26 protein-coding genes are annotated in these 22,579 nt (G+C 66.4%); 13 read left to right on the top strand and 13 right to left on the bottom strand.

Annotated features, from left to right (window positions below; translation table 11 throughout):
* The 5 genes from ACQPYH_RS13340 to ACQPYH_RS13320 form a co-directional block, all read right to left on the bottom strand.
* Positions 1 to 1,662, bottom strand: coding sequence for an ABC transporter substrate-binding protein (locus tag ACQPYH_RS13340; protein ID WP_432890713.1), 1,662 nt, complete (start codon positions 1,660 to 1,662; stop codon positions 1 to 3).
* 30 nt (positions 1,663 to 1,692) lie between these two features.
* Positions 1,693 to 2,646: a carbohydrate ABC transporter permease gene (locus ACQPYH_RS13335; RefSeq protein ID WP_432890709.1), complete on the bottom strand. Its 954-nt coding sequence runs from the start codon at positions 2,644 to 2,646 to the stop codon at positions 1,693 to 1,695.
* A complete protein-coding gene (locus ACQPYH_RS13330; RefSeq protein ID WP_432890706.1) occupies positions 2,643 to 3,644 on the bottom strand; it encodes an ABC transporter permease in 1,002 nt (333 codons plus the stop codon). Before ACQPYH_RS13330 ends, ACQPYH_RS13335 begins: the two co-directional genes overlap by 4 nt.
* Positions 3,645 to 4,059: 415 nt before the next feature.
* Entirely contained in the window at positions 4,060 to 4,413 is a 354-nt protein-coding gene (locus ACQPYH_RS13325; protein WP_432890704.1) for a VOC family protein, read from the bottom strand.
* The gene (locus tag ACQPYH_RS13320; protein WP_432890701.1) at positions 4,410 to 4,724 is read right to left on the bottom strand and encodes an ArsR/SmtB family transcription factor; all 315 of its coding nucleotides are present in this window, start codon (positions 4,722 to 4,724) and stop codon (positions 4,410 to 4,412) included. The genes ACQPYH_RS13325 and ACQPYH_RS13320 overlap by 4 nt, the downstream gene beginning before the upstream one ends.
* Before the next feature lie 311 nt (positions 4,725 to 5,035).
* On the opposite strand from ACQPYH_RS13320, the gene ACQPYH_RS13315 reads away from it, so the two are divergent.
* The gene (locus ACQPYH_RS13315) at positions 5,036 to 6,289 is read left to right on the top strand and encodes an MFS transporter (protein WP_432890699.1); all 1,254 of its coding nucleotides are present in this window, start codon (positions 5,036 to 5,038) and stop codon (positions 6,287 to 6,289) included.
* Here ACQPYH_RS13315 and ACQPYH_RS13310 read toward each other — a convergent pair.
* On the bottom strand, positions 6,273 to 7,259 hold the full coding sequence (locus tag ACQPYH_RS13310) for a TerC/Alx family metal homeostasis membrane protein (RefSeq protein ID WP_432890697.1): 987 nt from the start codon (positions 7,257 to 7,259) through the stop codon (positions 6,273 to 6,275). The genes ACQPYH_RS13315 and ACQPYH_RS13310 overlap by 17 nt on opposite strands.
* Positions 7,260 to 7,578: 319 nt before the next feature.
* Here ACQPYH_RS13310 and ACQPYH_RS13305 point away from each other — a divergent pair, with 319 nt between their 5' ends.
* From ACQPYH_RS13305 to ACQPYH_RS13280, 6 genes are all read left to right on the top strand, one after another.
* Positions 7,579 to 8,127, top strand: coding sequence for a TetR/AcrR family transcriptional regulator (locus tag ACQPYH_RS13305; protein ID WP_432890694.1), 549 nt, complete (start codon positions 7,579 to 7,581; stop codon positions 8,125 to 8,127).
* Positions 8,124 to 9,623, top strand: a complete 1,500-nt coding sequence (locus ACQPYH_RS13300) for an MFS transporter (protein WP_432890691.1) — start codon at positions 8,124 to 8,126, stop codon at positions 9,621 to 9,623. The genes ACQPYH_RS13305 and ACQPYH_RS13300 overlap by 4 nt, the downstream gene beginning before the upstream one ends.
* Positions 9,624 to 9,834: 211 nt before the next feature.
* Positions 9,835 to 10,146, top strand: a complete 312-nt coding sequence (locus ACQPYH_RS13295; RefSeq protein ID WP_432890689.1) for a hypothetical protein — start codon at positions 9,835 to 9,837, stop codon at positions 10,144 to 10,146.
* 13 nt (positions 10,147 to 10,159) lie between these two features.
* On the top strand, positions 10,160 to 10,762 hold the full coding sequence (locus tag ACQPYH_RS13290) for a cell wall protein (protein ID WP_432890686.1): 603 nt from the start codon (positions 10,160 to 10,162) through the stop codon (positions 10,760 to 10,762).
* Position 10,763: 1 nt separating this feature from the next.
* Complete coding sequence (locus ACQPYH_RS13285) at positions 10,764 to 11,585, top strand: MauE/DoxX family redox-associated membrane protein (RefSeq protein WP_432890684.1); 822 nt, start codon at positions 10,764 to 10,766, stop codon at positions 11,583 to 11,585.
* Positions 11,586 to 11,769: 184 nt separating this feature from the next.
* On the top strand, positions 11,770 to 13,812 hold the full coding sequence (locus tag ACQPYH_RS13280; RefSeq protein WP_432890682.1) for a PQQ-dependent sugar dehydrogenase: 2,043 nt from the start codon (positions 11,770 to 11,772) through the stop codon (positions 13,810 to 13,812).
* Between the two features lie 17 nt (positions 13,813 to 13,829).
* Here ACQPYH_RS13280 and ACQPYH_RS13275 read toward each other — a convergent pair whose 3' ends face one another.
* From ACQPYH_RS13275 to ACQPYH_RS13260, 4 genes are all read right to left on the bottom strand, one after another.
* On the bottom strand, positions 13,830 to 14,465 hold the full coding sequence (locus ACQPYH_RS13275; RefSeq protein ID WP_432890679.1) for a TetR/AcrR family transcriptional regulator: 636 nt from the start codon (positions 14,463 to 14,465) through the stop codon (positions 13,830 to 13,832).
* Positions 14,462 to 15,514, bottom strand: coding sequence for an NAD-dependent epimerase/dehydratase family protein (locus tag ACQPYH_RS13270; protein ID WP_432890676.1), 1,053 nt, complete (start codon positions 15,512 to 15,514; stop codon positions 14,462 to 14,464). The genes ACQPYH_RS13275 and ACQPYH_RS13270 overlap by 4 nt, the downstream gene beginning before the upstream one ends.
* A 76-nt stretch (positions 15,515 to 15,590) precedes the next feature.
* Positions 15,591 to 16,448, bottom strand: a complete 858-nt coding sequence (locus tag ACQPYH_RS13265) for a haloalkane dehalogenase (RefSeq protein WP_432890674.1) — start codon at positions 16,446 to 16,448, stop codon at positions 15,591 to 15,593.
* Positions 16,449 to 16,457: 9 nt separating this feature from the next.
* Complete coding sequence (locus ACQPYH_RS13260; protein ID WP_432890671.1) at positions 16,458 to 16,895, bottom strand: MarR family winged helix-turn-helix transcriptional regulator; 438 nt, start codon at positions 16,893 to 16,895, stop codon at positions 16,458 to 16,460.
* Between the two features lie 127 nt (positions 16,896 to 17,022).
* On the opposite strand from ACQPYH_RS13260, the gene ACQPYH_RS13255 reads away from it, so the two are divergent.
* Both ACQPYH_RS13255 and ACQPYH_RS13250 read left to right on the top strand, forming a co-directional pair.
* Positions 17,023 to 17,355: a helix-turn-helix domain-containing protein gene (locus ACQPYH_RS13255; RefSeq protein WP_432890669.1), complete on the top strand. Its 333-nt coding sequence runs from the start codon at positions 17,023 to 17,025 to the stop codon at positions 17,353 to 17,355.
* Entirely contained in the window at positions 17,352 to 17,957 is a 606-nt protein-coding gene (locus ACQPYH_RS13250) for a mobile mystery protein B (protein ID WP_432890666.1), read from the top strand. The genes ACQPYH_RS13255 and ACQPYH_RS13250 overlap by 4 nt, the downstream gene beginning before the upstream one ends.
* Here ACQPYH_RS13250 and ACQPYH_RS13245 read toward each other — a convergent pair.
* Positions 17,950 to 18,462 (bottom strand): NUDIX domain-containing protein, encoded by a 513-nt coding sequence (locus ACQPYH_RS13245; protein WP_432890663.1) that lies wholly within the window; start codon positions 18,460 to 18,462, stop codon positions 17,950 to 17,952. The two genes, ACQPYH_RS13250 and ACQPYH_RS13245, sit on opposite strands and share 8 nt — an antisense overlap.
* A 53-nt stretch (positions 18,463 to 18,515) precedes the next feature.
* Between ACQPYH_RS13245 and ACQPYH_RS13240 the strand changes: the two genes are divergently transcribed.
* Positions 18,516 to 18,911, top strand: coding sequence for a VOC family protein (locus ACQPYH_RS13240; protein WP_432890660.1), 396 nt, complete (start codon positions 18,516 to 18,518; stop codon positions 18,909 to 18,911).
* Here ACQPYH_RS13240 and ACQPYH_RS13235 read toward each other — a convergent pair.
* A complete protein-coding gene (locus ACQPYH_RS13235) occupies positions 18,896 to 19,435 on the bottom strand; it encodes a GNAT family N-acetyltransferase (RefSeq protein WP_432890657.1) in 540 nt (179 codons plus the stop codon). The genes ACQPYH_RS13240 and ACQPYH_RS13235 overlap by 16 nt on opposite strands.
* Before the next feature lie 137 nt (positions 19,436 to 19,572).
* On the opposite strand from ACQPYH_RS13235, the gene ACQPYH_RS13230 reads away from it, so the two are divergent.
* From ACQPYH_RS13230 to ACQPYH_RS13220, 3 genes are all read left to right on the top strand, one after another.
* Positions 19,573 to 20,673 carry an NAD(P)/FAD-dependent oxidoreductase gene (locus ACQPYH_RS13230; protein WP_432890654.1) on the top strand — a complete coding sequence of 367 codons (1,101 nt, stop codon included), beginning with the start codon at positions 19,573 to 19,575 and terminating at the stop codon, positions 20,671 to 20,673.
* A gap of 80 nt (positions 20,674 to 20,753) precedes the next feature.
* Positions 20,754 to 21,194, top strand: coding sequence for an iron chaperone (locus tag ACQPYH_RS13225; RefSeq protein WP_432890652.1), 441 nt, complete (start codon positions 20,754 to 20,756; stop codon positions 21,192 to 21,194).
* On the top strand, positions 21,194 to 22,078 hold the full coding sequence (locus ACQPYH_RS13220; protein ID WP_432890650.1) for an alpha/beta fold hydrolase: 885 nt from the start codon (positions 21,194 to 21,196) through the stop codon (positions 22,076 to 22,078). Before ACQPYH_RS13225 ends, ACQPYH_RS13220 begins: the two co-directional genes overlap by 1 nt.
* Here ACQPYH_RS13220 and ACQPYH_RS13215 read toward each other — a convergent pair.
* The gene (locus ACQPYH_RS13215) at positions 22,064 to 22,534 is read right to left on the bottom strand and encodes an SRPBCC family protein (RefSeq protein ID WP_432890647.1); all 471 of its coding nucleotides are present in this window, start codon (positions 22,532 to 22,534) and stop codon (positions 22,064 to 22,066) included. The genes ACQPYH_RS13220 and ACQPYH_RS13215 overlap by 15 nt on opposite strands.
* Positions 22,535 to 22,579 lie beyond the last annotated feature (45 nt).

Below are 22,579 nucleotides of genomic sequence, written 5' to 3'. Positions count from 1 at the left end.
TTACTTGCTCCCGGACTTGTACTTGTCGTACGCCTGCTGGTTGATCTCCAGGTACCGCGGCATGCCGGTGCTCTCGAGACCCTTCACGTACGCGTCCCAGTCGGTGTCGATGTTCTTCGAACCGGTGATGAAGGCCAGCTGGTTCTGGTTCACGTAGGTGTTCAGGTTGGTCTGCAGCGTGGCGATCTCGCCGCTCAGGCTGGGGTCCGGCCACATGAACGCCTGCGGGAACCACTGCGCCTTGTCGACATGTCCCTCGTACTGCTTGGTCGCCTCCCACAGTCGCCGCTCGAGGCCGGCGCCCGAGTAGATGTCCTTCGGCACGACCTGCGCGTTCCGGAAGGCCAACGTGTTGTTGTACTGGCCGAGCGCGCCCCAGTTGATGTTCTTCGGCGCGTTCTGCGTCGGCTTGTACAGCGGCTTGGTGCTCGCGTCGAGCGCGATGTCACCGGCGGCCGGCTTGGTCCAGCCGACACCCTCCGGGCCCATGTTGGTGATCATCTGACCCTCGTCGCTGTAGATCCAGTCGAGCATCTTGATCGCCGCGACCTGGGCCTCCTTGCTGGCCTTGTTGGTCAGCATGAACGTGTAGCCGGTCGAGGTCGGGTGGTTGTACCCGGTGTAGCTCTTGCCCTCCGGACCGGTCAGCGGCGGTACCGAGTCGTACTGCTTGTCGCGGCCGTCCTTCGAGTCGAGCTGGACGAAGATGCCCGGCCACAGCACCGGCACCGATCCGAGCTTGACCGCCTTCGGGTCGTTGCCCTGCGCCTGCAGCGCCTGCGCGTTCTGGGTGAACGCGGCCTGGTCGATCAGGCCGTCCTTGTAGAGGCCGTGGATGTACTTCAGGCCTTCCTTCCACTGGTCCGAGGCGACCGGCGTGACGACCTTGTCGCCGTTCAGCGTGAGCAGCGACCGTACGCCGTTGTTCGCGCCGACCGGGTCGTAGGCGAACGCGTTCATCAGGTACGCGATCAGGCTGCTGTCCTGGACGTCGGTGGTCATCGGGATCTCGTCGGCCTTGCCGTTGCCGTTCGGGTCCTTGGTCTTGAACGCCTCGAGCACGTTGCGCAGATCATCGGTGGTCTTCGGCACCTGCAGGCCGAGCTTCTTCAGCCAGGTGCTGTTGATCCACAGCTTGTCCGGGTAGGTGCAGTGGAAGCAGTCGGCCCACTGCGGCAGCGCGTAGATGTGACCGTCGGGCGCGGTCGCCATCTCCTTGTATTCCTTGTTGGTGTCGAGCACCTTCTGGATGTTCGGCGCGTTGTCCTTGATCAGGCCCTCGAGAGGCTGCGCAACGCCCTGCTGGCCGAGCTTGAGCACCTCGGCCTGGGTGAACGCGTCGACCCACGGGATCAGGAAGAACAAGTCCGGGTAATCGCCGCTGGCCAGCGCGATCTGCCGCTTCTCCTTGGCCGGCCCGGCGTCGTACGTCGTGGTCTGCCACCGGAACTGGATCTTGAACTTGTCGCTCATGATCTTGGTGACCGCGTTGGTGGTCAGGTTGGTGCTGGAGTCAGACGGCGTGAACGTGTCGATGATGACCTTGCCGTCGGCCGAGGTCTCGTTCGCCGCTCCCTTGGACGATTTGTCCGAGCTGCACGCCGCCAGGGCGAGCGCACCGGCGGCCGCCAGCGCGACGACCTTGCTCACGGATGAGCGCATTGCTGTGTTCCTCTCTGAAGTGGGCCGATTTCAGCCCTTGACCGCGCCGACCATTACGCCCTTGGTGAAGTGGCGGGCGACGAACGGGTAGATGATCAGTACGGGCAGGCTCGAGATGACGATGAGCGCGTACTTGAGGACGTTGGCCAGCTGCTGCTGTTCGAGCTGCTGGGCCAGGTTCGTCGTGGTGGTGGATCCGGTGAGGGTGTTCAGGATCAGCACGTTGCGGAGCACGATCTGCAGCGGGTACAGACCGGGGTCCTTGAGGTAGATCAGGGCGTCGAAGTAGCTGTTCCACTGGAAGATCGCGTACATCAGCGCGATCACCGCGATCACCGGCTTCGACAGCGGCAGCACGATCGACCACAGGAACCGCAGGTCGCTGGCGCCGTCGATGGTGGCCGCCTCGTACAGCTCGTCCGGGATCGTCGACCGGAAGAACGTCCGGGCGATGATCACCTGCCAGACCCCGATCGCGCTCGGGATCACCATCGCCCAGCGGGTGTTCAGCATCCCGAGGTCCTGGACCACCAGGTACGTCGGGATCAGGCCGCCGGAGAACAGCATCGTGAAGATCAGCACGCTCATGATCACGTTGCGGCCGAAGAACGTCCGGCGGGACAGCGGGTACGCGATCGCGATCGTCAGCGTGACGCTGATCAGGGTCCCGCCGATCGCGTAGATGAACGAGTTCAGGTAGCCCTTCATGATCAGCGGATCGCTGAAGGCCTCTTTGTACGCACGGATGCTGGGCTCGATCGGCCAGAACAGCACCCGCCCGGCGCTCACCGCCGACGGGCTGCTGAACGAGTTCGCGACGATGTAGATCAGCGGGACCGCGACGACGATCAGTGCCAGCCAGAGCATGATCTTCACGCCGGCCAGGAAGATCTTGTCGGTCCGCGTCTCCTCGATCGCGGTGCGCTTCGAGGTGTCCGGCCGCTTCTCCGCCGTACGCCGGAAGCCTTGCAAGGTGATGCTCATGACCAGAGTCCGTTTCCGGTGATGCGCTTGGCGACGAAGTTCACGCCGAGCAGGAGGAAGAGGTTGATCACCGAGTTGAAGAGCCCGATAGCGGTCGCCATGCTGAAGTCCGCGTTCAGCAGACCGGTCTTGTAGACGTAGGTGGCGATGATCTCGGACTGCGAGGTGTTCAGCGGGTTCTGCAGCAGGAACGCCTTCTCGAACCCGATCGACATGATGTTGCCGACGCCGAGCACCAGGATGATCACCGCGGTCGGCATGATCCCCGGCAGGTCGACATGCCGGATCCGCTGCAGCCGGCTGGCGCCGTCGATCCGCGCCGACTCGTGCAGCGCCGGGTCAATACCGGACAGTGCGGCCAGGTAGATCACCGCGGAATACCCGGTGGTCTGCCAGACGTCGGACCAGACGTAGATGTGACGGAAGTAGTTGGGGTTCCCAAGGAAGTCGACCGACGGTACGCCGAACAGCCCGATCGCGTCGTTCACGAAACCGAGCCGCGGCGACAGCACCAGGATCGTCATCGAGACCACGACGACGGTGGAGATGAAGTACGGCGCGTAGGTGACCAGCTGGACGGTCTTCTTGAACCGGCCGTTCCGGATCTCGTTCAGCGCGATCGCCAGGATGATCGGGATCGGGAAGCTGGCGAGCACCGTGTACACAGACAGCAGGAAGGTGTTCTTCACCAGGGTCCAGAACACCGGGTTCTGGAAGAACAGCTCGAAGTTCTTGAACCCGACCCAGTCGCTGCCCCACGGGCCCTTGACCGGGCTGTAGTCCTTGAACGCGATCACCGCGTTGGCGATCGGGATGTACTTGAAGATGACGAAGTACGCGAGCGGTACGACGATCAGCAGGTAGAGCTGCCAATGCCGCCGCAGGCTCCGCCCGGCCTGGGTCCGGCGGGACGTTCGCGGTGGCTTCCGGGCAGTCGTCTCACCTGCCCGCGACGCCGCTGGCGCCGGCGCCGGTTTCACCTCGAAGGTTGCGCTCACTCCGCATCCTTTCCCTCACGCGCTGGAGTGGAACCGATATCCGATAGGATCTCGGGTTTCGCTATCCCGGAGGATGACACACAACCCCTCCGGAGCGGAAGAGTTCCCGGCCCGGTCGATACCGGACGGTGACCGATGCGCCCGCATCCCTTGTAAACAAGGCGTCCTCAGTGTTGCCTCTAGCAACTACCGGACGGCAAACGCCGAATGATCCGATGGCCAGCCATCGGATCCGGGCACACACCGATCAAGCCCGGAGTCGCTCTGAGCCACCGACACCGGACCGATCCACAATTTATTTCTTCGGTTAACTATATAGCAGTCAACCCGCCCCCCGACCCTTATGTCAAGACCTGAACTTGCCCAGCCGCCGACCGACCATCGCCTCGCCGAACCGCGTCCGACGAAGGAGGCTTCAGGCGTCGTAGGTGTGGAGGCCGAGGAGGAGGCCGGTGGGGTCGAGGATGTAGGCGCCGCGGCCTACGTCGGGGATGGTGAAGGGGGGTACTGCGATGGTGCCGCCGTGGGTGCGGACGCATTCGAGGGCGGTGTCGAGGTCGGGCACGCGGATGACTGGGATCGTGCGGGGTTGGCCGTCGCGGGACGGCATGAGGCCGGTGTCTACGCCGGGCGACGTGCCGTGTGGGGCGACCAGGTAGTCGGGGGCGGCGAAGGGCTGGAACTGCCAGCCGAAGACGTCGCTCAGGAACGTGTTCGTGGCCTCGAGATCAGGGCTGTTGAACTCGACGTAGCTGACCGGCTGGCTCATGATCCATCTCCAGGGGTGCGGCGCAGCGGCGGCGCCTTGTCGTGACGGGCGGCCACGTCGACGGCCCAGTGTGCGAGGGCGTGGAGTGCGTCGGGGTTCAGTTCGTGCCAACGGTGCCGACCGACCAGAGTGGTTCGCACGACGTCGGCCGTCTGCAGGATCTTGAGGTGCTGCGACACCGCGGGCCGGCTGATCGGGAACAGCTCGGCCAGCTGCCCGGTCGTCGCCGGACCCTGCGCCAGCCGCGTCACGATCCGCCGCCGGGACGCATCGGCCAGGGCGGTCAGGACCGCGCCGACCTCGATCGCCACAGCACTCCTTCAATCGCGTAAGCCAGACCTTACGCGTAAGAATCTACTTACGCAATGCGGCAAAAACCTGACCCGACCATCACGGGGGAACGGCCGGGCCAGGCACAACGATAGTACCCCGGATCACCGCCTGTGGTCGGCAAATTCGGAGGCGGACGCGCCGGGTCTCCTCTACCCTGAGCGACATGCAATCCCGCTCCTGAAAGCGCACCTCCGCGGCCCGATCCGGGCCCCCGTCGTGCGTCACGTCAAGCGCTTGACCGCCGGTCGCGCTTCGCCATGCCCGCACACGCTTTCGGGAGCATTTCGCCATGTCTGTCTACCGGTCTGCGGACCCTGTTAGGACGTACTACGTCTACAACGCGGCCTGGTCGTTCCTCGCCGCGCTGTCCTTCACTCTCAGCGCGGTGTACTACGTCCGCGACGCCGGCCTGAACCCGCTGCAGATGGTCCTGGTCGGGACCACGCTCGAGCTCGCCTGCTTCCTGTTCGAGGTCCCGACCGGCATCGTCGCCGACCTCTACAGCCGCCGGCTCTCGATCATCATCGGCTTCGTGCTGATCGGCGCCGGCTTCCTGCTCCAGGGCCTGGTGCCGGCGTTCCTCGCGATCCTCGCCGCACAGGTGCTCTGGGGCGTCGGCTTCACGTTCACCTCGGGCGCCGACCAGGCCTGGATCACCGACGAGATCGGCACCGAGCGCGCCGCTCCGGTCTTCGTCCGGGCGCAGCAGTTCGAGCTCGGCGGCAGGATCGCCGGAATCGTCAGCGCCGGCGCACTCGGTCTCATCAGCCTCCCGTTGCCGATGGCGATCTCCGGCGGCGGGATGATCCTGCTCGCGCTGATGCTCGGCGTCTTCATGCGCGAACAGAACTTCCACCGGACTCCGAAGGACGAGCGCGACACGTTCCGGCAGATGGCCGAGACGTTCAAGAGCGGCCTCGATGCGGCCCGGCGGCGTCCCGTCGTACGCACGCTGGTGATCATCAGCCTGATCTCCGGTCTGGCCAGCGAGGCGTTCGACCGGCTGTGGTCGGTGAAGATCCTGAACTTCACCTTCCCAACGGTCTTCGGTACGTCGGACCCAGCGTTCTGGTTCACGGTGCTCGCACTCGTCGGGACGCTGTTGTCGCTGTTCACGTCCCTCGTACTCAACCGGCTCTCCCCCGACCGGCTGTCCGCCGCACACCCGACCGGCATCCTCGCGACGCTGGCGACGCTGCAGGTCGTCGGCATCTGCTCCTTCGCCCTGCTCGGGAACCTCTGGCTCGCGCTCGCCGCCATGTGGCTGAACACGGTCGCCGGCACCCTCGCCTACCCGATCGAATCCGCCTGGCTGAACCGCCACGTCGACTCGAAGTCGCGCGCGACGGTGATCTCGATGGTCTCCCAGGCGAACGCGATCGGCCAGGTCGTCGGCGGCCCGCCGCTGGGTGCCTTGGGCCGCTCGTCATTGCGCGGCGCGTTGCTGGCGTCCGGACTGATCTGGACGCCGATCCCCGTGTTGTACCTGCGCCTCAAGGACGTACGCCGTACCCCTGCGGAGGAGGTCAGTCGTCGATCTTGACGCGGATCGCTTCCCGGCGGTTGTCGTACGACGATTTGACCAGGCTGGCGACCGTGGTGACGAACAACGTGGCGATGATGAAGCCGAGTGACGTCAGGATGCCGATATGCGGTAGGTGGATCGCGCCGATGTCGTCGATGTGCGAGCCGTGCAGCGCCTCGATGATCAGCTTGACGCCGATGAACGCGAGGATCACCGACAGGCCGACGTTCAGGTAGATGATCCGCTCGAGCAGACCGCCGATCAGGAAGTACAGCTGGCGCAGACCCATCAGCGCGAACGCGTTGGCGGTCAGCACGATGTACGCGTCCTGGGTGAGCCCGAAGATCGCCGGGATCGAGTCGAGCGCGAAGATCACGTTCGCCATCCCGATCGCGGCGATCACGATCACCAGCGGCGTCACCAGCCGGCGGCCGTCGATGCGGGTGGTCAGCTTGTCGCCGTCGTAGTCGTGCGAGATCGGGAGGATCCTGCGCATCCCCCGCAGTACGGCGTTCTCCTGGAAGTCGGTCTCGTCGTTCTCACCCTCGAGCGCCAGCCGGACCGCGGTATAGACCAGGAACGCGCCGAAGATGTAGAACACCCAGCTCGCCGCCGAGATCGCCGCCGCGCCGGCCAGGATGAAGATCGCCCGCAGCAGCATCGAGACCACGATGCCGATGTACAGCACCTTGTCCTGCGCCAGGCTCGGTACGGCGAAGCGCGCCATGATGATCACGAACACGAACAGGTTGTCGACGCTGAGGCTGTACTCCGTGATATAGCCGGCGACGAACTCGCTGCCGGTCTGCCCCGGACTGAACAGGAACAGACCGAGCGCGAAGAGTCCCGCGAGGCCGACGTAGAACAGCACCCACCGGGTCGCGTCCTTGATCGTCACGGTGTGGTTGCGGCGCGCGATCACGATCAGGTCGAACGCGACGATCGCGAGCAACCCGATGATCGTGAGCACCCAGACAACGGGTGGCATGACAGAGACCATAACGAACCTCCGGACGTGGGCATACCGCTAGCTCGGTCCGGAGGTCTCTTCCACCCAGGTGACCCTGGGCCGGCAGCACCGGTTCGGCCGCGAGGCCTCCCGTGATGACGACACTGCCGTGGCGGAATACTCCCCTCCACAAACGGTAGAAGTGTATCCGGTCCTGATTTATTCCCGGCCACACCCGTCCCGCTCGCCACGATCGTATACCGGATACTGACTCCAATGCCAGAGACGGGAAGGAAGGAAAGAAGGGAGGGAGGTTAGGGGTGAGACAAGAATGTCTCAAATGGGTTATTCTTGTCTCATGGCTGTCGATCGGGAGCGAGTACTGCGGGATGCCGCGGGACTGCTGGTGCGGAAGTCCGGGGCGACGATGGACGAGGTCGCGCGGGCGGCCGGGATCAGTCGCGCGACGCTGAACCGGCAGTTCGCCGGTCGGGACGCACTGGTGCGCGCACTCGAGGAACTCGGGCTCGCCGAGTGCGAGCGCGCGCTGGAGAGGGCCGGCGTCGACGACGGTCCGGCCTCCGACGCAGTACGCCGGCTGGTGCGAGCGCTGGAGCCGGCCGCAGGCCTGCTCGCGTTCCTGTACTCCGAGAACCAGCTCTTCGAAGGCGACGGGCAGAACGAGGGCTGGGCCCGCCTGGACGCCCGGATGGTCGCGCTGTTCCGGCGCGGTCAGGAGGCCGGCGAGTTCCGGATCGACCTCAGCCCGGTCTGGTTGAGCGAGGCCCTCTACGGATTGCTGGTCTCCGCGGCGTGGACGGTCTACGAGGGCCGGGTCGCCTCCAAGGATTTCACCTCGAACGTCACCGAGTTGCTACTCGGTGGCGCAGTACGGAGAACGAAATGAAGCAGCAGGTCACCCGGCCGGGGCGCTGGCTGGCACTCGGCGTACTCGTGCTGGCCGTGCTGCTCGTCGCGGTCGACGCGACGGTCCTCGGCCTGGCAACTCCCTTCCTCACCGAGGATCTACAGCCGTCGGGCACGCAGCTGCTGTGGATCGGCGATGCGTACTCGTTCGTCCTCGCCGGGCTGCTGGTCTCGATGGGCAGCCTCGGCGACCGGATCGGCCGCAAGCGGATCCTGCTGATCGGCGCGACGGCGTTCGGCGCGATCTCGGTCCTCAACGCGTACGCGAACTCGGCCGAGCTGATGATCGCGGCCCGGGCGCTGCTCGGTGTCGCCGGCGCGACGCTGATGCCGGCCACGCTCGCGTTGATCCGCAACCTGTTCCACGACCCGCGCGAACGCAGCCTCGCCATCGGCATCTGGGGCGCGGCCGCATCTGCCGGCATGGCGGTCGGTCCGATCGTCGGCGGCGTACTGCTGGAGAACTTCTGGTGGGGTTCGGTCTTCCTGATCAACCTGCCGGTGATGGCTGTGCTCGTCGCCGTCGGCGCCAAGCTGCTGCCGGAGTCGCGGAACCCCGAGCCGGGTCCGTGGGATCTGGTCAGCGTCGTCCTGTCGATGGTCGGCATGATCGGTGTCGTCTACGCGATCAAGGAGTTCGCGGCACACGGCTTCGGCTGGATTGCCGTTGCGGCGTTGATCATCGGCGTGGCCGGGCTCTACGGATTCGTACGACGTCAGCGTCGCCTGCCGATCCCGTTGCTGGATCTGCGCTTGTTCCGCAGCCGTGGATTCAGCAGCGCGGTCCTGGCCGATCTGCTCACGATTCTCGGGCTGTCCGGGTTGATCTTCTTCCTCTCGCAGTACCTCCAACTGGTGCAGGGTCTCCCACCGATCGAGGCCGGACTCGCCGAGCTTCCGGCCGCGATCGGGGCGGTTGTCGCCGGTCTGCTGGCGGGTCGCGTTGCACGGCGGTTCTCCGTACGTGCGGTTGTCGCCGGCGGCCTGGCTGCGATCGGTTTGGCGCTGGCCGCGCTCACCACGATCAGCCAAACGACCGGGTATCCATTGCTCGGTGCGGCGTTGCTCGTGGTCGGGGCAGGAGCTGGATTGTCGTTCACCGTGACGGCTGACGTGATCCTCACCGCAGTGCCGAAGGAGCAGGCCGGTGCAGCGAGTGCGGTGTCCGAGACGGCGTACGAGCTCGGCGCGGCGCTCGGTATCGCGGTGCTCGGCTCGATCGTCATCGGCATCTACCGCGGCTTCCCGAGCCCAGTCGGTACGCCGGATGCGGCGCACGAGTCACTCGGTGGGGCCGTGGAGGTCGCGGCGCAGCTGCCACCCGAGGCCGGTGCCGCACTGCTGGACGCGGCCCGCCAGTCCTTCGCGAGCGGGGTCGCGACCGCGGCGGGGGTCGGCGCTGCGGTCCTGCTGGCAACGGCGGTCGCGGCGTGGTTCCTGCTGCGCGGTCAAACGCTGAGCACGCACGAACAGTAGGCAAAAAGTTTCCATTTCCGCGCTGAGCTATGGGAGGTTCCGCCGGAACGGAGTACAAACAGTTCCTGTTAGGTCTTACCGCCCCTAGGCCTAGGAGGAATTTGTCATGGCCGGAATCACTGCCGAAGCCTCATGGTTCTGTTGTGGGAACGCATGGGGTCCCTGTGGAAGCGCCGGGCACGGCGCCTGCGGGACATGCAACTCGGGAAGCATGCAGCACGCTTGGCCGAACACCTCGGACTCGTGCTACGCCATCACCCATCCGGACACCTGCGGGATCACCTCGATGTCCCGGCGCACCTGCGGTTTCAGGCACGCGACCACCAGCCTGTGCACAGGCAAGCGGGTGGTCACGTCGATCGCGGACTGCGGTCCGCAGACGGACCTGTTCTGCGGCGAACGGACCTGCTGCGGCGGGAACTGTGCCTCGAACCGGGTCATCGACTTCACGCCGGCCGCGTTCAGCGCGCTCGGCCTCAGCCTGAACAGCGGCCTGTCCCCCGTATCGATCGACGTGGCGTGAGAGGAGAGCCGAGATGACTACCACGATGGACCGTCGTTCCCTGCTTTCCCGCGCAGCCCTCGGCGCGACCGGCCTGGTCGCCGCCACCGCCTTGGGTTCACTCGCCCCGGAGACCGCGTTCGCCGCCGGCTCCCAATTCGCGGATGCCGGCCAGCCGGACCCGAACTTCGCCGAAGGCCTGATCACCGGCCGGAACCAGGATCTCCTGCAGGTACAGGGATCCGACGGCCGCATGCACCGGATCCAGTTGACCGGTGTGACCAGCGTCTGGAAGCTCCGCCCGACCACGATCGATCAGGCCATGATCGGCGACGGCCTGTACGCGCGTGGCGTGCTGCTCGCGGACGGAGTACTCGCCGCCGAGGCGGTCTGGGTCAACATCGTCAACCTGACCGTCGCGATCACGTCGATCGCCCGCTCCGGCGTGCAGTTCGACCATCACGGGCAGAAGGTCGTCGGACACGTCCAGCCCGGTACGACGGCAGCCGTGTACAACGGCACGCCGGCCGTCTCGGACCTGTCGATGCTCAAGGTCGGCCGGCACGCCCAGGTGATCGGAGCCTGGCGTCCGGGCACCAACGAGATCGACATCGCGACGATCTACACGTCGAACTGACATGGGTACCGAACACGTAGCGGCCGCCCAGCCGCTTCTGATCGGCCTGCTCCTACTCTGGTCGTCCTATAGCAAGTTCAGGGCCCCAGAGCAGGCGGACCGCACCGCACTCCCCCGCCTGGTAGGCGATTCACGCGCCAAACCTGCCTACGTGGCCGTAGCCGCACTCGAAGCCTTCATCGCCCTCGCCTTACTTGCACCGCCTTCCTGGGCGATCGAGGCAGTCGCCGCTGCCGCGTTGGCTGCCGGCTTCATCGTCTTCCTCGTCTACTCGAAGGTCGTCGTGCCCGAGGCGTCCTGTGGATGTGCAGGGAAGTCGGCGAAACCCGTTGGTTATCGGGCGATCGCCCGTGCCTTGTTGCTACTGGCAACTGCGGTGGTCGCGACGACGACCACGGTCGGCTGGTGGTCGGCAGGTCCGGCGCTGGCCGTGCTCGTGGTCGAGGCAGCAGCGTTCGTGATGCTGTCCGCGGAGCTCGATCGCTACTGGCTGCTCCCGATCCGCCGATTCCGGATCAGGCTCAGCCATCCGTACGCCGGTACCGCGTCCAGCACCGCACCACTCGCCGCAACCCAGCGGCGCGTCCTGCTCAGCCCGGCGTACCGCGCGGTCGACGGGATGCTGCGGTCCGACATCCACGACTACTGGGACGACGACGACTGGCGCTACCTGAGCTATGTCGCCAGGTACGACGGCCGCCGAGCGACCGCGGTGTTCGCCGTACCGCACGGTGACACCACCCCGGAGTCCGTCCGCGTCGCCGTCGTCGACGAGACCTCGGGTCTGACGTTGTACCGTCCGGCGGTGCTCGCCGTCGTCTGACGGATCCGGATCTGCAGGCCATCACAATCAAAGTCCGCCGCCCCCGCCACGCTCGCCGTGACGGGGGCGGCGGCATTGTGATGGCCTGCGGATCCGTGCTGTTGACAGATCGGATTATCGTTAGGAAGCTTTCCTAATAGTTAGTCCCCTGCAACTCCTCCGCCCCGGAAATCCAGGAGACCTCATGAGACCCCGCTTGATCTGGGCTGTCACCGCGCTGGCCGTCGCCACGCTCGGGCTCAGCGCAGCACCCTCCGCCACCGCGGCGTCGACCGACTACCAGGCCGAGGACGCGACCATCTCGCAAGGTGTGGTCGAGTCCAACCATGCCGGGTACACCGGCAGCGGCTTCGTCAATTACGACAATCTCGTTGGCAGTTACGTCGAGTGGACGGTGACGGCTCCGGCCGGGCCGGCTGACGTGACGCTTCGCTACGCGAACGGTACGGCGGCCATCCGGCCGATGGACTTCACCGTCAACGGACAGCCCGGCGCTGTCGGCATCACGTTCCCGGGCACAGGTGCGTGGACGACCTGGAACACGAAGACCGTTCGTCTCCAACTCACCGCCGGCACGAACAAGATCCGCGCCCGCGCGACCAGCGCCGACGGCGGACCGAACGCCGACAAGCTGACCGTCACGCCCACCACCGACGACACCACGCCACCGTCGGCACCCGGCAACCTGACCGTCAGCGACCTCAAGTCGAACGCCGCGACGTTCCACTGGAGTGCCGCAACCGACAACGTCGGCGTCGTCCGGTACGAGATCAACCGGGGCGGCAACGTCCTGAAGGTTGTCGACGGCAACACTCTCTCGGCGACGGTCGACACATTGACGGCGAACACGGCGTACGACATCTCGGTCGGCGCGTTCGATGCTGCGGGCAACGCTTCACAGCAGAGCAATGTGGTCACGTTCACCACGCCGGGCAGCGGCGATACGACGCCGCCGAGCGTGCCCGGCAACCTGCACTCGACCGGCGTCTCCGCGAACAGCGTCTCACTGACGTGGAATGCATCGACCGACAACAGCGGCAGCATCGCCGGGTACGACGTGTACCAGGGCTCGGCGAAGGTCGCGACGACCGGCTCACTCACCACGACGGTCACCGGGTTGACCGCGAACACGGAGTACACGTTCACCGTCAAAGCGCGTGACCCTGACGGCAACGCATCCGCCGCGAGCAACGCCGTCACGGTTCGTACGTCGACCGGTGGCGCCGGCGGGATTCCGGCGTACGACAAGGACATCGCGAAGGTCGATCTCGGTTGGAGCGTGGCGTTCCTGCCGGACGGGTCTGCGCTCGTGACGGAGCGGGACCGGTTCGAAGTACTGCGGGTGACGGCGTCCGGTCAGAAGACGACGCTCGGGAAGGTGCCGGGAGTGGTGACGACCAGCGGTGAAGGCGGCCTGCTCGGTGTCGCGCTGTCGCCGAACTTCGCGACCGACCACTGGGTGTACTTCTACCACACGGCTTCCGGCGACAACCGGATCGTGCGGATGAAGTACGAGGACGGCAAGCTGGCCACGACCTCGTCGCCGGTGCTGACGGGTCTCGCCAAGAACCGGTACCACAACGGCGGGCGGATCGCCTTCGGTCCGGACGGGAAGCTGTACGCGACCGTCGGCGACGCGAAGAACTCAGGCAACGCGCAGAACAAGAACTCGCTCAACGGCAAGATCCTACGAATGAACCCGGACGGTACGCCGCCGAGCGACAACCCGTTCTACAGCACTGGCGGCAACGCCCGGTACGTCTGGAGTTGGGGTCACCGCAACCCGCAGGGCCTGGCGTGGGACTCGCGCGGCCAACTGTGGGCCGCCGAGTTCGGTGAGAACAGCCAGGACGAGCTCAACCTGATCCAGAAGGGCGGGAACTACGGCTGGCCGGCGTGCGAGGGCACGATCGGCGACTGCTCCGGGTACATCGCGCCGAAGCGGACCTGGTCGACGTCGCAGGCCGGGCCGAGCGGTATCGAGATCGTCAACGACTGGATCTACATCGCCGGCGTCACCGGCGAGCAGCTCTGGGTCACGAAGATCAATGCCGCAGGCAACGGTGTCGGGACGCCGCAGGCCGTGTTCTCCGGTCGGTGGGGACGCCTGCGTAGTGTCACGCGTACGCCGGACGGCGGGCTGTGGCTGACGTCGACGAACGACGACAAGAACGGTGGAACTCCGAGCACGATCGACAATGTGATCGTCCGGCTGAAGTTCTCTTAGCTGTTTGGCCCTCGACGTCAGTTCTTGCTGCTGCGCAGGATGGCGTCGAGGGCCTCGGCCGGTGGTGGGCCTATCGGGAGCCGGCTGTCGGTTGGTTTCAGGGCGTCGAGCATCAGGGCCAGGTAGCGGCGCCACAGATCGGGGTCGATGGCCCGGCTCATCGCGAACGCCGGGCCGAGCATCGCGAAGATCGCGGCAACGTCTTGCGGAGCGGCGTCTTCGCGGATCACGCCGGCGCTTTGGGCGCGGTTGAAGAGTTCGGTGACCGAGGCAACGATCCGCGGCCAGATGCGGGCCTGCTCGTCGTCATCGCCTTGGCCGGTGAGGGTTTCGTACAGTCCGCGGTCGGCGGCCTGTCGGGCGGCGGTGCGTTCGAAGAACTGGACGAGTCCGTCCCACGGGTCGTCGACGCTCAACGCCTCATCGGCATCGACGACGATCTGCTCGGTCGCCTCCCGAAGGACCTCGGCGGCGATCGCGTGCTTGTTCGGGAAGTGCCGGTACGCCGTACCCGTGCCGAGGCCGGCCTGCCGCGCGATGTCATCGAGCGTTGCGCCGAAGCCATGCTCGGCAAAGACTTCCCGCGCCGCCGTGACCAAGCGCTCGCGATTGCGAACTGAGTCCCGCCGAGCGGGGCGCGTGGGCTCGGTCATCCAGCCATCCTGTCACGGGCCGCTCCGTGGGCGATGAGGCTCTCGGCGCACTCGACCACCGTCTGCGCGGCCGGGCGTGGCTTCCAGCCGAGGATGTTCTCCGCCTTGGCCGTACTGTGCCGATTGCGCCGGCCGAGCGAGATCGTCAGCGCCCGCAGCGACGGGTCGGTGAGCGACGCAAGCCGTACGACGAAGTTGGGGAGCTCGCGGGTTGGAACGGACTTGGCGCTATCGCCGAGTTCTGCCTTGAGCGCTGCCGCAATCTGTCGGATCCAGACGAACTCGCCGGTGCCGAGGAAGCGTTCGCCGGCGGCTTCGGGCGACAGCATGGCTCGGATGTGGAGGTCGACCAGGTCGCGTACGTCGACGACCTCGAGGCCGATCTTTGGCGCGCCCGGCATCTTGCCGGACAGCATCCGCTGGATGATCCGCGTCGTACCGACGTTGTCCGCGCTGAGGATCGGTCCCAGGACGGCGCCGGGCAGGACCGTGGTGAGTTCGGTCGGGCCGTCGTACGACGCCATGAAGTCCCAGACTGCCTTTTCTGCAAGGGTTTTCGAGCGTCTGTAGGCGGGCAGCTTGGGATCATCGACAGTCCACAGCGTCTCGTCCGTGATGCCGTCCTCGGCGTACGACGCCGGGCTGGCTGCGTTGGCGGCGGAGGTCATCACTACTCGTTTGACTTCGGCTCTGGTTGCGGCTTTGAGTACGCGCAGGGCGCCGTCGCGGGCCGGGACGATCAGGGCGTCGGGGTCCTTGGAGGTCTCGTCGCCGAGCGGGGACGCGACGTGCAGCACGTAGTCGACGCCTGCCATCGCCGCATCCCACCCGTCGTCGTCGAGCAGGTCGGCGACGGCGAACGTCAGCCGCTCCCCCGGCCCGTCGACGGCCCCGGGCTCAACGGCCGAGCCCACCGCAGCGCGCACCGCATCCGCCTTCGCCAGGCTCCGGACCGTCGTACGGACGTCGTACCCGCGCTCGATCAGCGCGACGATCGCCCAGCCGCCGACGTACCCGGTCCCGCCCGTCACCAGCACCGTCTCAGCCATCTTCTCCACCTTCATGCTTAACGGAGATCTGCTCTCCGGTTATTAGCGTAGCACGAAGTGGAGAGATGCTCTCCGGTTAGCGCAGACCTCGCTTGTCGATCCAGCTGGAGATCTCGGTCCCGATCTCCTCCGGGCGATCCTCCGCGGCGTGGTGGCCGGCCTTGCCCACGTGCACGATGTCGAGCGCGGCGACGTTGGTCTCGCACCAGTTCTTGTAGGCCTCGTCGATGAGCAGCGTCGGCGAGCCTTCGAACGTGAGCAGCAACTTCGGTACGCCGACGCTCGCGGCGAGCCACGCGTCGTACGCCTCGATCCTGGCGACCAGCTCGGCCGGGTCGCCGCCGAGCGGGATCTGGCGCGCCCAGGCGAGGATGGGCTTGCGGGTCTCGGGCGTCGGGTACGGCGCGAGGTAGGTCTGCAGGTCGTCGTCGGGGACGGGCGTGAGTACGCCGCCGGTGAAGGCTTGGCGAACGAAGAGGTTCTGCTCGAGGACCAGGTCTTCGCCAGGGCCCGTCGTACGGATCAGGCGGGAGCGTTCCGCGGCCTGTGGCGAGAGGTCCTCCCAGGCCATCGGCTTCACGATGCTCTCGAAGAACGCGATCCCCTTCACGCGCTCGGGATGGCGCGCGGCCCAGTCGAACGCGAGCGCACCGCCCCAGTCGTGGCCGACCAGGATCACGTCGTCGAGCTCGAGCGCGTCGAACCAGGCGTCGAGATAGCGGGCATGGTCGGCGAACTTGTACTCGAGGTCGGGCTTGCCGGAGCCACCCATCCCGATCAGGTCGGGCGCGAGCCGGCGCCCTTCGCCGACGAGCGGGGTGATGTTGCGCCAGACGTACGACGACGCGGGATTGCCGTGCAGGAAGACGATCGGCGTACCGCTGCCGGTGTCTTCGTAGTGGATTGTGGAGTCGAGCAGATCGATATCAGGCATGACTGTTCCTCACAGTGGAGTGTCGAGAAGTTCGGTGAGATCGCGCACGAAGCTCTTCGTCCGCGCGCCGCGACGTCCTCCGAGCGGCGCCAGCAGTTTGTCCAGCAGGGCGGCGACTTCCGCGATGGCGGGCTCGATGGTCTCGCGCCCCTTGGCAGTCAGCTCGAGCCGCATGGTGCGGGTGTCCTTGGCATCCCGGGTCCGCTGCATCAGCCCGTCAGCATCAAGACTGCGAGCCAGCTTGGAGACGTACAACGCCTCCAGCCCCGTGTGATCAGCCAACTCCCGCTGACTGGGCACCCGCCCATCCCGCTCCAGCCCATACAACGACGCCAACATCACATACTGCGCATGAGTCAACCCCCTATGAGCCAACCCCCGATCGACCGCCACCCGCCACTTCATAGAAAGCCGCCAAACCAAATGCCCCGGAGTCGCCTCACTCATGCCGAATACAGTACATGGCTACTATGTACATGGCTAGTGTTTTGGTTGATGGAGACTAGGTGCGGGTGTGGTGAGATAGGCTGTGACAGTACCGTCACATCGAAGGGCTCTCACCATGATCGGACAGATGGCTGACCTCGGTGCAGCCGTTCGTGTCGAGCGCCGCCGACTCGGGCTGTCGCAGGCCAAGCTCGCAGCGCAGGCCGGCGTCTCACGTGAATGGCTCGGCCGGCTGGAGCATGGCGCTCGTCGGCTGGAGGCGGACAAGGTCCTGAGTGTGCTGCAGGTGCTTGACTTCAGCCTGCTGGCGAAGGACGAGCAGCCCACTCAGGCAGACATCTCCAAGGCACAGAAGGTCGCCTGGACGATGGCCCTGGAGGCGCAGCCGCTCACCGATGAAGGCTTCCGGAAGGTACTGCGCAAGATCGTCGCGCACCGCGTCGCACGCTCCGCCGCGTGACGGGACTCGGCGGCTCAGAAGACGGTCAGACGCCGGTCGATGCGGACGACGCGCAGTACCTGAACGACGACTACGCCTGGATCCGTACCCGGGACGAGTTGAACGATGCCGAGGCGTCGAACATCGCCGACGGACTGCTCTGGCTCGGCGACCAGGTCCTCGAGCCCGGCGACCTGCTTCACCAGACCTTCCTACGGGAACTGCACCGTCAGATGTTCAGTGAGGTGTGGACCTGGGCGGGCAAACTGCGGCAGCGCGACACCACCATCGGCGTTCAACCCTCGCGAATCCAGGAAGAATTGCAGGTGCTGCTGGGCGATGCGGCGTTCTGGATCGAGCAGGAAACGTTTGGGTCGTCGGAGATCTGCGTTCGCTTCCACCATCGGCTCGTGTTCATTCATCCGTTCGTGAACGGCAACGGCCGGCACGCACGCCTCGCGGCCGGTGCGCTCGCAGACTCCCTCGGACTCGGAGCCGACCACCTGAGTTGGGGCAGTCGTTCCGGAGTACCTGCCAGTGAAGCTCGCCGCTACTACCTCGACGCGCTGCGCGCCGCGGATGCCGGCGACTACACCGCCCTACTCACCAGCGCCATCAGCTGAGGGCACGGCCGAAGTCGGAGTACATGGGGATGCCTGTGGTTAGGGAGTGTTGGGCTAGGGATAGGCGGCGGGTCATGGAGGGGCGGAGGTGGGGGGTGGCTTCTTCGAGGGTTAGGTAGTGGTGGGCTTTGGCCTCGGTGGGGTCGAGGGTTAGGGGGACTTCGTCGAGGATGCCGCCGTCGAAGACGAAGTTGAGGGCGTCGGTCCAGGGGCCTAGGGCGGGGACCCAGTCGACTACCAGGAGGCGGCCTATTGGGAGGTCGAGGCCGATTTCTTCTTTGACTTCGCGGCGGCAGGCGTCGTACGGCGATTCGTCGTGCTCGACGATGCCGCCGGGGATGTCGAGGGTGGGTTTGTAGGTGGGTTCGAGGAAGAGGATGCGGCCTGCGCGGTCGCGGATGAGGGCGCCGCCGGCTGCCGTCTTGCGGGGTAGGCGGGCGGCGATGCCGGGGTTGAACTCCTTCTCCGGCTCCCCCTCGGCGGCGAGATCGTTCTGTCGGTTCACGGGTCTAGTGTCGGGCAAGCTGCGACCGAGGAGACCGAGGAGAGGTACTGCACATGCTGCGAGGACGTTCGGAGAAGGGACACTGGTTCGGGACGGTGATCGACGCGCCGGACCCGCAGGCGCTCGGCATGTTCTACCACGCGGTGCTCGGCTGGGAGATCCACAAGAACGAGCCCGACGAGTTCACGCTCGCGGTCCCCGGCAACTCTGAGACGTACCTGGCGTTCCAGGCACAGACGTCCGCGCCCTGGGCCCGCCCGGTCTGGCCGGCGGCCGAGGGCGAACAGCAGATGATGATGCACCTCGACATCGAAGTCGGCGACCTCGACTCCGCAGTCCAGCACGCCGTGGAGCTCGGCGCCACACTCGCCGAGTTCCAACCCCAGGACGAGGTCCGAGTCCTACTGGACCCGGCTGGTCACCCCTTCTGCCTCTACGCCAACGGCTGATCCAGGTCCCGCCTCATCCAGACCAACGCGCCCCGCTCAGCATCCTCGGTAACCCGACCGCTCCGCTCGAATCCCACCTTCTCGAGCACACGGAACGACGCCGCGTTCCACTCCCGCACGGTCGCCCACAGCCGCCGCCGACCAGTAGCCCGGGCCGCCTCGACCACCGCGTGCGCCGCCTCGGTGGCGTATCCGTGCCCGTGAGCGCGCGCCGCCAACTCGTACGCGATCTCCGGTTCGTCGAAGGTCCCCTGCCCGACCGCCAACCCGCAGTACCCGATGAACTCCCCCGTCGCCCGCACCTCGATCGGCAACAAACCGAGCCCCGGCGCGGCGGCCAGCGGATTCTCGCTCAACCACCCGCGGATCTCCTCGACCGTCGGGCGCCCCTCGGCATCGATCCGATGGACCGCACGGACGTCCCGTTCGGTCCACAGGCTGCGATAGTCCGCGGCATCGGACGGCCGCCACCGCCGCAGGTGGAGTCGCTCGGTGGTCAGCTCCGCAGGCAGGTCCTCATACATTCCCTCAACCTAGTTGCCCCCGGAGGTAGGTGAGTTTGTCGGGGTGGAGGATGGCGCGGATGGTGGTGACGTGACCGGCGTCACGTCACATCCGCGGTGGTGGGCGGTGTCTGGTGTTCGTCGAAAGGAGTGCGGACATGCACATCGTCGTACTAGGAGCTGGGTACTCCGGGCTCGTCGCGGCCAAGCTGGCAGCCCGCCGTACGGATTCAGCCGTTACGCTTGTCAACGCGCGGGAGACCTTCGTCGAGCGGGTCCGGATGCACCAGTTCGCGTCCGGGCAGCAGCTGCCGGAGCGGCCGATCAAGGACCTGCTCGAGGGGACGGGTGTCCAGTTCGTCGCCGATCGGGTGCAGCGGATCGACGCGGAGAACCGGACCGTCGTGCTGAGCGATCGCGAGCTGCGGTACGACGTACTGATCTACGCGCTGGGGAGCCGGGCCGATCTCAACTCGGTGCCGGGGGCAAGCGAATACGCCTTCACCGTGGCCGATGTCGACCACGCGGGAGAGCTGCGCGACCGCCTCCGCACCAGTGGCACGATCGCTGTCGTCGGCGGCGGGCTGACCGGGATCGAGGCGGCGACCGAGCTCGCCGAGACGTACCCGGACCGGGTCGTGCGACTCGTCACCAGCGGTCGACTCGGCTCCGCTCTCTCGGAGCGTGGCCGCAAGCACCTGCACCACGCGTTCGACCGCCTCGGCATCGAGCTGGTCGAGAACGCCCGCGTCGCCGCGGTGGACGCGGACGGTCTCAAGCTGGACGACGGGGATAGCGTGGCCGCGGATGTCGTGGTGTGGACGACTGGGTTCGAGGTGTCCCCGCTGGCGGCCGAGGCTGGATTCGCGGTCGACGCGCACGGTCGGATGCAGGTCGACGCGACGCTGCGGTCCACGTCCCACCCGGACGTTTACGCGGTGGGAGATGCAGCAGCGGTACGTCGTACAAGCGGTCAGGAGCTGCGGATGGCCTGCGCAACCGGTCTGCCGGCGGCGGCCCACGCCGTACGGTCGCTGAAGGCTCGCTTGGAGGGTCATGAGCCGAAGCCGCTGCGGTTCCGCTACATCAACCAGTGCATCAGCCTCGGGCGCAACGACGCACTGATCCAGTTCGTCCATGCGGACGACTCGCCTCGCAAAACGGTGCTCACCGGCCGGGCCGCGGCCCGCTACAAGGAGACGATCGTGCGCAGCGCGTACCTCGCCCAGCGCCACCCCGCTCTGACCGCCTTGACCTGATCGATCAGTTTTCAAGAAGCGCCCGGCGTACGACGGCTCTTAGTGTGTGGAGTGTTCAGACCGACCGAGAGGACACTGCGATGGCCACCACGAAGAAGACAGCAGCCAAGGGCAAGTCGTACGACGGGTTCACCGAGGACGAGGTCGCCGCGATGAAGGAGCACGCGAAGGACCTGAAGAGCAAGCAGGACCCGACCGAGGCGCAGCTGGAGAAGATCGCGGGTATGGCTGACGGTGACCGGGAGATGGCGCAGCGGCTGCACGACCTGATCGCGGCCGAGGCGCCGGAGCTGTCGCCGAAGCTCTGGTACGGCATGCCCGGCTGGACGCTCGGCGGCAAGAATGTCTGCTTCTTCCAGGACGCTGCCAAGTTCAAGGCCCGCTACGCCACCTTCGGCTTCAGCGACGAGGCCAAGATCGACGACGGCGACCTGTGGCCCACGTCGTACGCCGTCAACAAGCTCACCCCGGCGATCGAGAAGAAGCTCATCGCACTCGTGAAGAAGGCCGTCCGGTCGTAATGACGGACCGAGTCCTCGCGGCGTTCGACGCACTGGCCGGAGGTGGTGCCACCCGCCGAGAACTCGACCGCGGAGGTCGCGCACTCCGCTGGATCGAGGCGGGTGCAGGCCCGAGCGTCGTGCTCGAGGCGGGGGCGATGTCGCCGGTCGTCGGGTATGCGGCCGTCGTCCAGGAACTGGTCGCCGACTTCCGCGTGATCGCGTACGACCGAGCCGGGTACGGCGCGAGCGAACCCGCTCCCCTGAGCTTGGAGCTCCAGGTCGACGACCTCATCGCCGTACTGGAAGACGTCGGGCCGGCCGCCGTCGTCGGGCACAGCTGGGGCGGGCTGCTCGCCCAGCTGGCCACTTGGAGCCGGCCCGATCTTCTCACCGGGCTCGTCCTCCTCGACCCGTCGCACGAAACCTTCTGGCGCGACGCCGAGCCCGAACCACACGCGGACCGCACCCGCCCGCCTGCGGACGACCCACGAGCCAAAGATGTCCTAGCCTTCGGCGACGAACTGGCTGCTGACGTCTCCCGCAGCGTGAAGGCCGATCGGCGCCTGAAGCACCTGCTGACCGAGGCCTGCCGCTCCTACCTGCAGACCGACGACCAGCTCTTCACCTACCTCGACGAGCTGCCGATGATCCTCGATCACGTCGACGAGCTAGCCGCCCGCCGTACGCGAGCCGTCTGGCCGAAGATCCCGATCGTCGTACTCACCGCCACCAAGGGCAGGCCGGCGGAGTTCACTCCGCAGGTGATCGCGGTCCAGGACTGCCTGGCCGCTCAGTCCGGCGCCCGCCACCAAGTAGTCCCTGACTCCGGGCACTATCTCCACATCGATCGCCCCGACCTGGTTGCCGAATGCATCCAAGAAGTTGCCTCAGGCACCAGCTAACGGCTTGCGCAGGACGCCGGTCTCGTCCAAGTTGGCAAGCAGGGCGGGCAGACCGATGGTTAGCATTTTCTTCCGGACCGCACCGAGGAGTTTGGACATCGCGAAGCCGCTGACGCCGACGAATCCTGTGTGGTGGTAGGTGAAGCGGGTGCCGTCGGGCGTCGGCTCCAGTAGGTAGGTGACGTAGCTCGGGGTCTCACCCTCGGAGCCGACCCAGGTGTAGCGCAGGAGCTCCTGCTCGCGGACCTCCAGCACCTCGCAGTCGACGATGCCCCGCCAGCCCGGCACCGGCTTGGCGACGAACTGGAACCGGTTGCCGACCACGGGCTCGAAGCCGACCGCGCGGCCGCCCTGGCCGGTCGAGGTCCAGTACGGAATCAGATCCGGGTCGGTCATTGCCTGCCAGACCTTCCTCGGCGAATGGGGGTAGTCGCACACGATCTTGATCTCAGCCATGACAGCCCTCCCATGGAAAATTCAGTGACTAGAAAAATAGAGTAA

Origin of the sequence: Kribbella sp. CA-245084, from assembly GCF_050942355.1 — a bacterium.
Lineage (GTDB): Bacteria > Actinomycetota > Actinomycetes > Propionibacteriales > Kribbellaceae > Kribbella.
Note: the sequence above shows the minus strand (reverse complement) of the source record. Positions and strands in the feature narration are given on the sequence as shown.

What these genes read in the sequence shown, in the direction of transcription:
- ACQPYH_RS13340 (WP_432890713.1), bottom strand. Translation starts at nt 1,662, where the DNA reads ATGCGCTCATCCGTGAGCAAGGTCGTCGCGCTGGCGGCCGCCGGTGCG.
- ACQPYH_RS13335 (WP_432890709.1), bottom strand. Translation starts at nt 2,646, where the DNA reads ATGAGCATCACCTTGCAAGGCTTCCGGCGTACGGCGGAGAAGCGGCCG.
- ACQPYH_RS13325 (WP_432890704.1), bottom strand. Translation starts at nt 4,413, where the DNA reads ATGAGCCAGCCGGTCAGCTACGTCGAGTTCAACAGCCCTGATCTCGAG.
- ACQPYH_RS13315 (WP_432890699.1), top strand. Translation starts at nt 5,036, where the DNA reads ATGTCTGTCTACCGGTCTGCGGACCCTGTTAGGACGTACTACGTCTAC.
- ACQPYH_RS13310 (WP_432890697.1), bottom strand. Translation starts at nt 7,259, where the DNA reads ATGCCACCCGTTGTCTGGGTGCTCACGATCATCGGGTTGCTCGCGATC.
- ACQPYH_RS13305 (WP_432890694.1), top strand. Translation starts at nt 7,579, where the DNA reads ATGGCTGTCGATCGGGAGCGAGTACTGCGGGATGCCGCGGGACTGCTG.
- ACQPYH_RS13300 (WP_432890691.1), top strand. Translation starts at nt 8,124, where the DNA reads ATGAAGCAGCAGGTCACCCGGCCGGGGCGCTGGCTGGCACTCGGCGTA.
- ACQPYH_RS13295 (WP_432890689.1), top strand. Translation starts at nt 9,835, where the DNA reads ATGCAGCACGCTTGGCCGAACACCTCGGACTCGTGCTACGCCATCACC.
- ACQPYH_RS13290 (WP_432890686.1), top strand. Translation starts at nt 10,160, where the DNA reads ATGACTACCACGATGGACCGTCGTTCCCTGCTTTCCCGCGCAGCCCTC.
- ACQPYH_RS13285 (WP_432890684.1), top strand. Translation starts at nt 10,764, where the DNA reads ATGGGTACCGAACACGTAGCGGCCGCCCAGCCGCTTCTGATCGGCCTG.
- ACQPYH_RS13280 (WP_432890682.1), top strand. Translation starts at nt 11,770, where the DNA reads ATGAGACCCCGCTTGATCTGGGCTGTCACCGCGCTGGCCGTCGCCACG.
- ACQPYH_RS13275 (WP_432890679.1), bottom strand. Translation starts at nt 14,465, where the DNA reads ATGACCGAGCCCACGCGCCCCGCTCGGCGGGACTCAGTTCGCAATCGC.
- ACQPYH_RS13270 (WP_432890676.1), bottom strand. Translation starts at nt 15,514, where the DNA reads ATGGCTGAGACGGTGCTGGTGACGGGCGGGACCGGGTACGTCGGCGGC.
- ACQPYH_RS13265 (WP_432890674.1), bottom strand. Translation starts at nt 16,448, where the DNA reads ATGCCTGATATCGATCTGCTCGACTCCACAATCCACTACGAAGACACC.
- ACQPYH_RS13260 (WP_432890671.1), bottom strand. Translation starts at nt 16,895, where the DNA reads ATGAGTGAGGCGACTCCGGGGCATTTGGTTTGGCGGCTTTCTATGAAG.
- ACQPYH_RS13255 (WP_432890669.1), top strand. Translation starts at nt 17,023, where the DNA reads ATGGCTGACCTCGGTGCAGCCGTTCGTGTCGAGCGCCGCCGACTCGGG.
- ACQPYH_RS13240 (WP_432890660.1), top strand. Translation starts at nt 18,516, where the DNA reads ATGCTGCGAGGACGTTCGGAGAAGGGACACTGGTTCGGGACGGTGATC.
- ACQPYH_RS13235 (WP_432890657.1), bottom strand. Translation starts at nt 19,435, where the DNA reads ATGTATGAGGACCTGCCTGCGGAGCTGACCACCGAGCGACTCCACCTG.
- ACQPYH_RS13230 (WP_432890654.1), top strand. Translation starts at nt 19,573, where the DNA reads ATGCACATCGTCGTACTAGGAGCTGGGTACTCCGGGCTCGTCGCGGCC.
- ACQPYH_RS13225 (WP_432890652.1), top strand. Translation starts at nt 20,754, where the DNA reads ATGGCCACCACGAAGAAGACAGCAGCCAAGGGCAAGTCGTACGACGGG.
- ACQPYH_RS13220 (WP_432890650.1), top strand. Translation starts at nt 21,194, where the DNA reads ATGACGGACCGAGTCCTCGCGGCGTTCGACGCACTGGCCGGAGGTGGT.
- ACQPYH_RS13215 (WP_432890647.1), bottom strand. Translation starts at nt 22,534, where the DNA reads ATGGCTGAGATCAAGATCGTGTGCGACTACCCCCATTCGCCGAGGAAG.